At 52.2% G+C, this 11,595-nt stretch carries 10 protein-coding genes; 5 read left to right on the top strand and 5 right to left on the bottom strand.

What is annotated here, in order from left to right:
- Positions 1 to 828: 828 nt before the first annotated feature.
- Complete coding sequence (locus ACRRUX_RS09785; protein WP_432529668.1) at positions 829 to 1,218, bottom strand: DUF3301 domain-containing protein; 390 nt, start codon at positions 1,216 to 1,218, stop codon at positions 829 to 831.
- A complete protein-coding gene (locus ACRRUX_RS09780; protein WP_432529666.1) occupies positions 1,215 to 2,225 on the bottom strand; it encodes a DUF3549 family protein in 1,011 nt (336 codons plus the stop codon). Before ACRRUX_RS09780 ends, ACRRUX_RS09785 begins: the two co-directional genes overlap by 4 nt.
- A gap of 169 nt (positions 2,226 to 2,394) precedes the next feature.
- Here ACRRUX_RS09780 and ACRRUX_RS09775 point away from each other — a divergent pair, with 169 nt between their 5' ends.
- From ACRRUX_RS09775 to ACRRUX_RS09760, 4 genes are all read left to right on the top strand, one after another.
- On the top strand, positions 2,395 to 2,715 hold the full coding sequence (locus tag ACRRUX_RS09775) for a YqcC family protein (protein WP_432529664.1): 321 nt from the start codon (positions 2,395 to 2,397) through the stop codon (positions 2,713 to 2,715).
- Positions 2,702 to 3,496, top strand: coding sequence for a tRNA pseudouridine(65) synthase TruC (truC, locus tag ACRRUX_RS09770; protein WP_432529662.1), 795 nt, complete (start codon positions 2,702 to 2,704; stop codon positions 3,494 to 3,496). The genes ACRRUX_RS09775 and truC overlap by 14 nt, the downstream gene beginning before the upstream one ends.
- 272 nt (positions 3,497 to 3,768) lie before the next feature.
- Entirely contained in the window at positions 3,769 to 4,212 is a 444-nt protein-coding gene (locus ACRRUX_RS09765) for a flavodoxin (RefSeq protein ID WP_432529660.1), read from the top strand.
- A 109-nt stretch (positions 4,213 to 4,321) separates the two neighbouring features.
- Positions 4,322 to 6,094 carry an HD-GYP domain-containing protein gene (locus ACRRUX_RS09760; protein WP_432529658.1) on the top strand — a complete coding sequence of 591 codons (1,773 nt, stop codon included), beginning with the start codon at positions 4,322 to 4,324 and terminating at the stop codon, positions 6,092 to 6,094.
- 146 nt (positions 6,095 to 6,240) lie between these two features.
- Here the strand turns inward: ACRRUX_RS09760 and dapD are convergent, their stop codons facing one another.
- From dapD to map, 3 genes are read right to left on the bottom strand one after another with little or no spacing between them, the layout of a single operon-like run.
- Positions 6,241 to 7,065 carry a 2,3,4,5-tetrahydropyridine-2,6-dicarboxylate N-succinyltransferase gene (dapD, locus tag ACRRUX_RS09755; RefSeq protein ID WP_432529656.1) on the bottom strand — a complete coding sequence of 275 codons (825 nt, stop codon included), beginning with the start codon at positions 7,063 to 7,065 and terminating at the stop codon, positions 6,241 to 6,243.
- Between the two features lie 29 nt (positions 7,066 to 7,094).
- Positions 7,095 to 9,662, bottom strand: coding sequence for a bifunctional uridylyltransferase/uridylyl-removing protein GlnD (gene glnD, locus ACRRUX_RS09750; RefSeq protein ID WP_432529654.1), 2,568 nt, complete (start codon positions 9,660 to 9,662; stop codon positions 7,095 to 7,097).
- 32 nt (positions 9,663 to 9,694) lie between these two features.
- Positions 9,695 to 10,492, bottom strand: a complete 798-nt coding sequence (gene map / locus ACRRUX_RS09745) for a type I methionyl aminopeptidase (protein WP_432529652.1) — start codon at positions 10,490 to 10,492, stop codon at positions 9,695 to 9,697.
- Positions 10,493 to 10,810: 318 nt separating this feature from the next.
- Between map and rpsB the strand changes: the two genes are divergently transcribed.
- Positions 10,811 to 11,539, top strand: coding sequence for a 30S ribosomal protein S2 (gene rpsB, locus ACRRUX_RS09740; protein WP_432529650.1), 729 nt, complete (start codon positions 10,811 to 10,813; stop codon positions 11,537 to 11,539).
- Positions 11,540 to 11,595: the final 56 nt, after the last annotated feature.

Below are 11,595 nucleotides of genomic sequence, written 5' to 3'. Positions count from 1 at the left end.
ACAGCCCGACAGCCCGACAGCCCGACAGCCCGACAGCCCGACAGCCCGACAGCCAAGTTCAGCGACTGGATTGGTTCAATATCATTGCTACCTTGTAATTGGTTGGCTGTTATTGCAAAGCACCGAATTAATGCACCAAATCTAAGCCAAAAATATGGTCGAGATAAGAGGCTGGTGCTGACTTGTCAATGGTTTGGATATCGGTCATTTCAGGCTTCCCCCTAAAAGTTGTAAGAGATGTCTTACATTTATGTAAGACAAATGGTGGGTTATCTGTAGGGTGGTACCTGTACCTTTAATTTATCCTATTGATATACAAATAATTAATCTTGTTTAATCTTGCTTGGTTATTTGTGGCGAAGCTGTTGTAGCAGCAAGGCATAGGGGAAAAAAATTTCCGCTTGCGTAAACTTAAGTCATCACAGGACGTGAGAGACAACAGGATGTTGTAGGCAGGATGCCATTTATCTTACGGAATGAGATTGAGCAGGATGCTCACAATGCCAAACGGGAAGGCAAATCCAGGAAGGATATACTGGCCCCGGATGGCGGCAAGGGAATGTGTGGAGAGATTTCCTTCAGGATGAAGGCGGTCTTGGCAGGGACGATATGGACACGCTCAGGGATGCAGCATGCCTGGAATAGGGAAGACCAGGTCGCAGGGAAGGTACGCAAGTACAGGGAAAATCAAGGAACGACAGGGATGAAGCAAGGAGCACTTTCAGTCGCATGGATGGAGCAGGGAGCATAAATCTCAGCAGGAAGGCTGGCAAAAAGACATAGGGCGCAACCTGAGGGTTGCGCCCTTTTCTTATTGTTGGTTCGCGCTCAGCGACAACGCCCGGAGTTGCAACCACCGCGACTGCTACAACCTCCACCAATACTGCCTTTGGCCTGAGGTGCCTGATGCCATTCAGGCTCGGGGAAAATGGGCCATTCAATTTTGGTGATCCGGTTTCCCTGCATATTGATATGAGCGCGGAACTGGTTCATGCCATCTGTGCTGAACTCAAACTGAAACTTCGCTTTCCAGCCAATTCCGGTATGCCCCCCAAAACATGGCCGTGCTGACACCATGGCAACGGATAACAGTTGTACTTTTTGTTTATTGCACTCAGCTTCCGCAAATCGGCGGCTTTGCTCTGCCATCTGACGCAATTGCCAGAAAAATGCGGCCACGACCAGCAGCCCCAGGATTATCAATAGATCTGTCATCATGTTCTGGTTGCTCTGAACAAACCGCCAATGGCGGCAGATAATTGCACACTGCGTTCAGGGCTGCGAATAGCCGTTAACAGTTCGTTGCGCAGTGCAGGAATGGAGACGATATCAGCAAATATCTGATTGAAAAAGTGCTGTTCCTGCAATGCCAGTGCTTCTAGATAAATAGTGCGAGCCTGCTCCTGTTTCAATGCTGTCCAGTTGCGGGCTGCGATGGTCAGCAGTGTATCGGCATTCAGTTGCTGCTGTCCGGCCAACCATTGCAGGGCCTGAGTGCTCGCATCAGCGCAGGAAGCCAGAGCCCGCAGATAAAACAACTTTTGGTCATCGGCTGTTTTCAGTCCGGCCAACAGTTTGTCAGCCAGCACCGCTGGAATGCTCACGTGTTCCAGACATTGGCATAATGCAGCAATCGCTTGTGGGGCGGCATTCTCCAGCGCATAACTGACTGCTTGCAGATGGTCCAGATCATTAAGCCGGACACAAATATCTGCCAGTCCCTGAAATCCCAGCTGTTGCCATTGATCGGGCGGCAACTGCCCGCTCAGATACTGCATGGCGAATTCATATTGACCGGACGCTTGCTGTCCCAGCTGTTTTCTGACCAGCGCATTAAATAGGGCCAGTTTTTCCTGAGAGGGACGGAAGGCAAACGGATGATTGTCCAATTGTTGCTGTTGCTCATCAGACAGCGCCTGTGTCAGATCCTTTCCCAAGGCCTCCAGCACCATTTTGATGAATTGGCTGCGCGCGGCCGGATTGAGGAGTCCCTGCTCATCCAGAGGCAATTTGAGGAACCAGACAAATTCCTGGCCATGTTGGTTCCAGAATACCAGTGCAAACTGTGCATGTCCCTGGATGGGAAAGGGATAGGGAGAATTCAGCGCTTCAATCTGATGAAATGCCATCATATCTATGTGTTGTACACGTCGCCCCAGATCATAAACCTGATATTGACTGTTGGCGGCGCCCAGTAATTGGCCCAGGGTAGTGAGTTCTGCCATTGGTGGATATTATTCTCGTTTGATGTTCAATTGAGCGGGATTATAAACACTTCAGGGAGTTGATGCAGCGATGGTGGTGTCGATTTGGTTCCTCAGGCCTGCTGATTGGCCGGATTTAATCCCATCAGTGGTATGATAGCGGGCTGATTGATTTCATTTTGAGGAAGCTATGCTTGAGCTTCGCACCCGTGAGCACCTGCGTCGACTGGAAGAGCTGCTCAGACAACAGGATTTGTGGGCAGATACCCCGCCTGATGTTTCAGCCCTGGCCAGTACCGCGCCATTTGCCTGTGACACATTGGCATTTGAACAATGGCTGCAGTTTATTTTTCTGCCAAGAATGTACGCTTTGCTCGAAGCAGGTCATACGCTGCCAGCCGATATCGCCATTGCGCCCATGGCTTTTCATGTTTGGCAGCATCAACCCGAGCGTGTTGCGCTTATTCAACTTTTAAACGACCTGGATACCTTGCTGAATGAACCCAGATGAGTTGCTGAATCCTGAACTACCCCCACCTTGCATCGAACTGTTGTATGAGGATGACTATCTGGTTGCCATTCACAAACCAGCTGGCTTACTGGTGCACAGAACCTATCTGGCGCGCAAAGAAAAGTACTTTGCTATGCAGATGACCCGGGATCTTGTCGGCTGCCACGTGTTTCCTGTTCATCGTCTTGATCGGCCAACGTCCGGGGTATTACTGCTGGCAAAAAGCAGTGAAATGGCAAATGAACTGTGTCAGCAGTTTGCCGGACATCTGGTGCGCAAACGCTACCTGGCGTTAGTACGGGGTAATATGCATGAGTCTGGAGAGTTGGATTATCCACTGAAAGAGGAACTGGATAAGATTGCTGATAAGTTTGCTGTGCAGGATAAGGATGCTCAACCTGCCATCACCCGTTACCAGCCTCTGCTCAATTCAGAGATCCCTTTTAGCTCAGGACGTTACCCCAGTAGCCGTTTCGCGCTGATGGCGCTGGAGCCACTTACCGGCAGAAAACATCAGCTCAGGCGTCATATGGCGCATCTGCGACACCCAATCATTGGCGATACCACCCATGGCGATGGCAAACAAAACCGGTTCTTCCGTGAGCACTTCGGCCACAACAGGTTGTGGCTGATTGCCAAACAGCTCAGCTTCATTCACCCGGTAACGGGCCAGGCAATGCAGATTGAAACTGAGTTGGAAGCCGAATGGCTGGATGTATTTCAGGGCCTGGGCTGGCGTGAGGAAATCCTGCAGAAGGATCCGTCAATCCTGCTCGCCTGAGTCTGATTTGCTGCGCAGCACAAGATCGCACGGGAGCGGGATCTGCACCGTCATATATTCCCTGTAGCGGAAATAACAACTGCGTCTGTTGTGAGCCACCCTGTGCATCTGTTTAAGGTGACGCGTACGGGTAAGACGTTTGGCATGTCGCATGGCAGATCTCTGATTCAATTGTGGCTTGCAGAAGGCAAGCTATTGACCTGACTGACAAAGGTTAACTACCCTGAGGTGAAATCATGCAGCAGGTCAGGAAAATTGACAGGGAGTATATCATGATGCGTACCAATTTGCTCTATGGGACTGTATACGGCAGCGCGCAATCTGTGGCCGAAGCGCTGGCCAATGAACTGGAAAACCGGGGAGTTGTCGTTAATTTATTGCAACCTGATGAATTAGAAGGATTTATACCTTCAGTTGATGAATGGTTGCTGGTAGTGACGTCTACGACAGGACAGGGTGATCTGCCTGATGACATCGCGCCCTGGTTTTATGCGCTGAAAGAGCAGGCTCCTTATCTGCCGGGATTGCCCTATGCAGTGGTTGGACTGGGTGACTCCAGTTATGACACTTTCTGTGGCGCTGGCCACCAGGTGGACGATCTGTTGCGGGAGCTGGGCGGTGAATCACTGGCTCCCATGCTGACCATTGACGCCATGGAAACCATGGAGCCTGAAACCGATGCGCTGGATTGGCTTGGCGGATGGGTTAAATTCTGAGAGGACAGACCTGCGGGCATGCCGACAATATGTCCGCATTTAGGGTTGCTAGCATCGCAGCCTTATTTTAATCTTCTGTAATATATGGACTTATTGGAAGCAGTCTGTCATGGAAGATGTACTGAAAGCCTCCGGGCTTAATTTTGCGCTTACGCCTGAGCCGGCAGAAAGCGCTGAAGGTTTGTTGGATGCACAATGGCATTTTGTCGAATGCAGCAGCAAATTGGCAAGGATGCTTAACACCCCACTTGGGCAGTTGAGGCAACAATCTCTGCTGACCTTTTTCCCCGGTCTTGATTTCCGGCTCCGACAGGTATGCCCGCAAAACTGGGAAAACTTCGTCACCCTATACTGGTCTGCCACCCATACTTTTCATTTTCGCCGCCAGGGTGAATACCTGCATTTTCTGCTTAATATACAGGGGGAATTACCAGCGGTTGATGCGGGTAACGAACACCGGATGGTTGTGTCCCCATCGCCGGAAGATCTGGAAATGGAGCAGCAATGTATGCGGCTGCTTGCCCAGTTGATGTCCCGGTTGGCAGTACCTCTGGTGTTTTTTCATCAGGCCAATATTCCGCTGCGTGAGATAGTCCCTGCCTGCTGGCTGGGAAACCCGCCTGTGCAAGCCGAAATAGCCGACTGGCACAAAGGAGATGGGCTCAAGCTGACGCGCTGGCCTGTGTTGGCTCATGCCCTGGACAATCCACCTGTGCTCAGGGATGACTGTCGTATCGCCCGGGATCAGCACGGTCATTGGCTGACAGCCCGTATCAGGCATAAAGGCGCGCTGGTCGCCATCATAGGTGGTTTGAGTGCGGATCCCATTACCGATACACATCAGGCGCTGCTGGAACGATACGGCACGATTATTTGGAACATGCGGCAACTATCCAGTCTGGAAACTCAGCTGGCAGAAAAAGCGGCCTGGATTGCGGCACTGGAGACAGGAAATCAACAGTTGTTCAGGCAACTTATTCATGTCGTATCGGAAGCGCTTGAACTTAAAGATGCTTACACTGCCAGCCATCAACGCTCTGTCGCTGAGCTGGCTGTTGGCATTGGGCGGCGGCTTGGGTACGACACGCATCGGCTGGAAGGTTTACGCCTAGGCGCCCTGGTGCATGATATTGGAAAGCTGGCTATTCCCAATCAGATCTTATCCAAACCCGATAAGCTGACCGAGCAGGAGTATGCCCTGGTGCAGACGCACTCGGCCAGAGGGGCGGAGATTATCGGAGATATCGCATTTCCCTGGCCAATCAAACAGATGATACTGCAGCATCATGAACGTCTCGATGGCAGCGGTTATCCCAATGGCTTGAAAGGCAATGAAATCCTTGAAGAGGCTCAAATTCTGGCAGTGGCTGATATCGCGGATTCGATGTTGAGCCACAGACCTTACCGGGCGGCTCTGGGAGTAGAGGCTCTGACAGAGGCGCTGCTGGAGGAGCAGGGTAAATCGCTTCGCAGTGATATTGTCAGACATTGCCTGGACGAAATTGCCCAGAGCTTACACAGCATCAGCCTGATCAGCGAGTTATTGCTGCGTCCTGTTTGCAGTATCCAAATCACGCACGAATTGAAAGTGGAACAACTCCTGTCCATGCTGAATGACACCCGGGAGCCTTATGTTGCGCTCAGACATCACAGCTGGCTTGGATTGTGGGATGTTCGCATGTTGCGCCGTCATTTGAGTTTAAATTGTGAAAAGCTGGCGTTGGCGGCAGCGTCACCGGATATGCAGACGATATCGGCCAATACCAGTCTGGATGACGGGATAAAAATGCTGACCGAGCTCGATCATCCTTTGCTTGTTGTTGACGATGACAGCAATGCTCTTGGGGTGCTTGACTGGAAAACCATTGCCCAGAAGCGCTGAGCTTGCATGTAGCTTGCCTGGGTTGTGAGTTATCTTGTGTTGGTACCCCAGGTATTAATCAGCGTGGTCGTTTGAGACAAAGACATAAAATAAAAGGGCCCTTTCGGGCCCTTTAACATATGCGCCAGCACGCGCACATGTGGAAGTTATTCTGCCATGCGCAGCAGTTCGTTGATACCGACTTTGCTGCGGGTCTTTTCGTCGACTTTCTTCACAATGATGGCGGCGTACAGGTTGTATTTGCCACATTTGGACGGCAGCGTGCCGGATACCACTACCGAGCCGGCAGGTACACGACCGTAATGGACTTCACCGGTTTCGCGGTCATAAATACGGGTGCTCTGGCCGATATACACGCCCATGGAGATCACTGAACCTTCTTCTACGATCACGCCCTCTACCACTTCGGAGCGGGCACCGATAAAGCAGTTGTCTTCAATGATAGTTGGACCAGCCTGCAGCGGCTCCAGTACACCGCCGATCCCGACACCGCCGGAAAGGTGCACGTTCTTGCCAATTTGCGCGCAGGAACCCACAGTGGCCCAGGTGTCCACCATGGTGCCTTCGCCTACGTACGCACCCAGGTTAACATAAGAAGGCATCAGTACAGTATTGGGGGCAATAAACGAACCTTTGCGTACCGCAGCAGGTGGCACCACCCGGATCTGCTCTGCTTTGAAACGCGCTTCGGTGTAGTCTGCAAATTTCATTGGGACTTTATCGAAGTACTTGGTTTCTGCGCCTTCAATCACCTGGTTGTCGAAAATACGGAACGACAGCAGGACGGCTTTCTTCAGCCATTGATGGACATGCCACTGACCGTCAATTTTTTCAGCGACCCGCACTTCGCCTCTGTCCAGCATGTTAATCACGGTTTCCACGTCGGCGCGGATGCTGGGTTCTACAGTAGATGGGGTAATAGACTGACGAGCTTCAAAAGCCGCCTCGATACGTTGGCGTAAAGCCTCCATTGACATCTCCCGATTGGTGTCTGATTAACTTAATTTGGAAGCGACAGCACTTCTACCAGCGCGTCACTCAGTTGTTGTTGCTGTGTTTCATCCAGTGCCTGGCCTTCCCGGGTCTGCAGCATGAAAAAGTCTTCTGCACGCTCCCCGATAGTGGTGATTTTGGCCGCTGTCAGCACCACGCCGCAGCGATAGAAAATCTCACCGACTTTGGCCAGCAAGCCTGGGGAATCCAGGGCGATCAGCTCCATCTTACTTGTATCATGCCGGGAACCCGGCAGGAAACTGACCTGAGTGGCAACTTTAAAAGGTTTCATCTTACGTGGCAGCTTGCGGAACTTGGGTAATTTCACCACGTCCGAACCCAGCGCCTTGACCAGTGCCTTGCGAATACTCTGGATACGTGACAGTTGTGACACTGCCTCGCCGTTTTGCTCCAGAATAATAAAACTGTCCATGGCGTAGCTATCTCTGGAGCTCATCACCATGGCATCATGCACATCGATGTTTTTGTTGTCCAGCACCGCCATCACTGTGGCAAACAGTTTCGGCTTATCCGGGCAGTAGATGAACAGTTCCGTGCCACCGCGGGACATTTGCTTGGAGATGAGTACCAGGGCTTCATCGGTACGGTGCTTGAGAATGGCCTCACTGTGCCAGACAATCTGGTTGGGCGAATGGCGCAGGAAATAATTGGCCTTGAATCTTGCCCACAGGGCATCAATATCTTTCTCTTTCAGCCCGCGGCGCAGCAAATCTTTTCTGGCTTTGGCCTGATGTTCGCGCACCCGGGCGCGAATGTCGACCGGCTTTTCCTTGCCCCGTGCCAGTACTCTTTGGGTAGTAAAATACAGCTCCCGCAGCAAGGTACCTTTCCAGCTGTTCCACAGACGGTCATTGGTGGCACAGATATCGGCGACGGTCAGACAGTAGAGATAACTCAAATGCACCGCATCGCGCACCACATCCGCGAACTCAGCCACAACTTCAGGATCTGAGATGTCCCGTCGCTGGGCGGTGACTGACATCAGCAGGTGATGGCGCACCAGCCAGGCAACCAGCCGGCCATCGTGATCGTTCATACCGTGCAGCTTACAAAACGCCCGGGCATCTTCTGCGCCCAGCGTGGAGTGATCGCCGCCTCGGCCTTTGGCGATGTCATGGAAAATGGCCGCCAGCACCAACAACCCTTTTTTGGGTAATTGATTGATAAGCACCGAGCCTAAAGGGAATTCCTCTTTCTGCTCCGGCTGGGCAAAGCGTTCGATATTGAGCAGTAATCTGTGCGTATGTTCATCCACGGTATAGGCGTGAAACAGATCAAACTGCATTTGCCCTTCGATGGCACGCCAGGAGGGCAGGTAGGCCGACAGCACGCCATGCTTGTGCATCAGGGAGAGGGCCGGAATCCCCCTGGGGTGACGCAGAATTTCCATGAAAATGCTGCGGCAGGCCTCATGATTCATCAAGGGCTGCTGCTGGGCGCGGCGGGCACGGCGCAGACTACGCAGGGTGGGGGCAAAGATCCCCTGAATATTGGAGTTGCGGGCGACCAGTAAAAACAGCCGGATGATTTGCTCTGGGCGATCAAACACCTGATTATCCAGGGCTTCAATGAATTTGCCGCGGCGCTGAAAATCACTGTCAATGGGACTGATGGTCAGCACTTCGTCGTCGGCCAGCGTGGCGCGCTTGAACAATTGCAGCAGCATATTGTTCAGCTCCATTACCCGGCGCACGGTGCGATAGTAGCGCTTCATCATCTCTTCCACCGCCAGCACAGTACCATCCTGATAGCCCATGACCTCAGCGACTCTGGGTTGCAGATCAAACAGCAAGCGGTTTTCGTCGCGTCCGGCGATGACGTGCAGCGCAAATCTCAGCTCCCACAGGAAGTGCTGACACTCGAGCAATTCTTCCAACTCATGCCGGTTAAGGAAACCATGGGCCTCCAGCTCGGTCAGATTGGCGGCGTTAAAGTGGCGCATAGCCACCCAGGCGATGGTCTGAATATCCCGCAGCCCTCCCGGGCAGGTTTTCAGATTGGGCTCCAGATCAAAAGCACTGGCTTTGGCATGACGGGCGTTCTGCTCCTCCCGCTTGGCCAGGAAGAAGGCGTTGGACGGCCAGAAATCAGCCTCGCGTATCGCATCGTACAGGGCATCAAACAGCACCGGACTGCCGGCCAGCAGTCGGGCTTCGAGCAGGTTGGTGGCGATGGTGATATCCCCCCGGCCCTGCTCAATAGTTTGCGGCAGTGTGCGAACACTGTGGCCAATTTCCAGTCCGGCGTCCCATAAATAAGCGATAAAGGCACTGAGCGCCTGTTCTCCGGTGGCATCCAATTCCTCGCCAAGCAGAAACAGGATATCTACGTCTGAGTGGGGATGCAGCTCGCCCCGGCCATATCCGCCAACGGCGATGAGGGCGATGGGCAGGGCGCCAAGCCCCAGATCCTGCCAGGCACATTGCAGCAATTCATCGACGAATCGACAGCGCTGGGCGACCAGCTGTGCAATGGGTGTGTGTGACCGGAACTGACTGAGCAGATCCTGGTTTTGCTCCGTCAGCGCGCACTTGGCGACCTGGGCTGTGTCCATTTAGTTCCCTGGAAATCGGCTGTTGTTTGATTTTAGTGATTGATAACGCGTGGAAAATCTTCTTCTTCACGCAGGGTCAGCACTTCCACTCCGGTGTCGGTCACCAGCAGGGTATGTTCCCACTGGGCAGAGTTCTTGCCATCGGCAGTGGTGACTGTCCAACCATCGTGCTTGTCAAGTTTGGTTTTAAAGTTGCCGGCGTTGATCATAGGTTCAATGGTAAAACACATGCCCGGACGCAGGACGGTGTTGTCATTGTTCTTGTAGTGCACCACCTGAGGCTCTTCGTGGAAGGTGGCGCCGATGCCGTGGCCACAGTAGTCCTTGACGATGCTGTATTTGTCCAGACCACTTTTGCTGTTCTTGATGAACTTCTCAATGCTGGTCCCGATTTCACCCAGTTTCAGACCCGGACGAACCTTGCGAATGGCAATGTACAGACTTTCCTGGGCGATACGGCACAGGCGACGATCCTTGGGGGAAACGTCACCAATCAGAAACATTTTTGAGGTATCACCGTGGTAGCCATCTTTGATAACCGTGATGTCGATATTCAGAATATCGCCGTCTTTGAGTACATAGTCACCGGGAATGCCGTGGCAGATTACGTCGTTGACGGATGTACAGATGGATTTGGGAAAGCCGTGGTAGTCCAGTGGTGCAGAAATGGCACCTTGTTCCTGGGTGTATTTGGCACAAATAGCATCCAGCTCATCGGTGGTGACGCCAGCCTTCACGTGGGGGGCAATCATCTCCAGTACTTCAGCGGCCAGCTTGCCTGCGGCACGCATTTTCTCGATTTCTTCTGCGGTCTTGATGACTATACTCATTGGGTTTTCTCTAAGCTTTGGCGGAACAATTTGGCACACTGCCAACCGGTAAAAAAATTGTGCTCACAGCCGGTTTATGGTATAAAGCGCGCCGTCATGTTTGACTCTGAAATTCCGGTTATGCGGGACAGATCGGTGAAAACCGATTGGCCTTGCCGGTCAGGTCACGTAAAATGTGGCGGCCATTATACATGGCAATTAACGTAAATACTAAATCACACACGTATCGACACATACTTCGGGGTGCCTGGGTAACCGGGTCGAAGGCATGGGATGCGTGGAGGTTTAACCCCACTTTAATCTTAAGGTAGATTTTAAATGACTACAGTTTCTATGCGCGACATGCTGCAGGCCGGTGTACACTTCGGTCACCAAACCCGTTACTGGAACCCAAAGATGAAGCCATTCATCTTCGGTGCTCGCAACGGTGTACACATCATCAACCTGGAGCACACTGTTCCAATGTTCAACGAAGCGCTGGCGTTCATCAGCAACGTAGCTTCCAAGAAAGGTAAAATCCTGTTCGTTGGTACCAAGCGTGCAGCAAGCGAAGCGATCAAAGAAGCCGCTATCTCTTGTGACCAGTACTATGTAGATCACCGCTGGTTGGGCGGTATGCTGACTAACTGGAAAACCGTTCGTCAGTCAATCAAGCGTCTGAAAGAGCTGGAAACTCAGTCTGTTGATGGTACTTTCGACAAACTGACCAAGAAAGAAGCTCTGATGCGTTCTCGCGAGCTGGAAAAGCTGGAAAAATCTCTGGGCGGTATCAAGAACATGGGCGGTCTGCCTGACGTTCTGTTCGTAATCGGTGCTGACCACGAACACATCGCTATCAAAGAAGCCAACAACCTGGGTATCCCAGTTGTTGCAGTAGTTGATACCAACTCTGCTCCAGACGGTGTTAACTACATCGTTCCAGGTAACGATGACGCAATGCGCGCTATCAAGCTGTACACCTCTTCTGCTGCTGCCGCTGCTAACGCTGGCCGTGGTCAGGATCTGGCTGTTCAGGCTGAACAAGACGGTTTCGTAGAGGCCGAATAATAAGGCGTGATGCATCGCATCTCCCTTATTAACCAAGCTATTTTGATTGGTTAACA

The organism is Shewanella sp. GXUN23E, from assembly GCF_050865035.1.
In the GTDB taxonomy this organism is placed as follows: Bacteria; Pseudomonadota; Gammaproteobacteria; order Enterobacterales; family Shewanellaceae; genus Shewanella.
This window is presented reverse-complemented; position numbering and strand designations above follow the sequence as displayed.

Excerpts from the sequence above, each read along its gene's own strand:
- map (WP_432529652.1), bottom strand. The coding sequence starts at position 10,492 with ATGAGTATAGTCATCAAGACCGCAGAAGAAATCGAGAAAATGCGTGCC.
- ACRRUX_RS09785 (WP_432529668.1), bottom strand. The coding sequence starts at position 1,218 with ATGATGACAGATCTATTGATAATCCTGGGGCTGCTGGTCGTGGCCGCA.
- ACRRUX_RS09780 (WP_432529666.1), bottom strand. The coding sequence starts at position 2,225 with ATGGCAGAACTCACTACCCTGGGCCAATTACTGGGCGCCGCCAACAGT.
- dapD (WP_432529656.1), bottom strand. The coding sequence starts at position 7,065 with ATGGAGGCTTTACGCCAACGTATCGAGGCGGCTTTTGAAGCTCGTCAG.
- ACRRUX_RS09775 (WP_432529664.1), top strand. The coding sequence starts at position 2,395 with ATGCTTGAGCTTCGCACCCGTGAGCACCTGCGTCGACTGGAAGAGCTG.
- ACRRUX_RS09760 (WP_432529658.1), top strand. The coding sequence starts at position 4,322 with ATGGAAGATGTACTGAAAGCCTCCGGGCTTAATTTTGCGCTTACGCCT.
- truC (WP_432529662.1), top strand. The coding sequence starts at position 2,702 with ATGAACCCAGATGAGTTGCTGAATCCTGAACTACCCCCACCTTGCATC.
- ACRRUX_RS09765 (WP_432529660.1), top strand. The coding sequence starts at position 3,769 with ATGATGCGTACCAATTTGCTCTATGGGACTGTATACGGCAGCGCGCAA.
- glnD (WP_432529654.1), bottom strand. The coding sequence starts at position 9,662 with ATGGACACAGCCCAGGTCGCCAAGTGCGCGCTGACGGAGCAAAACCAG.
- rpsB (WP_432529650.1), top strand. The coding sequence starts at position 10,811 with ATGACTACAGTTTCTATGCGCGACATGCTGCAGGCCGGTGTACACTTC.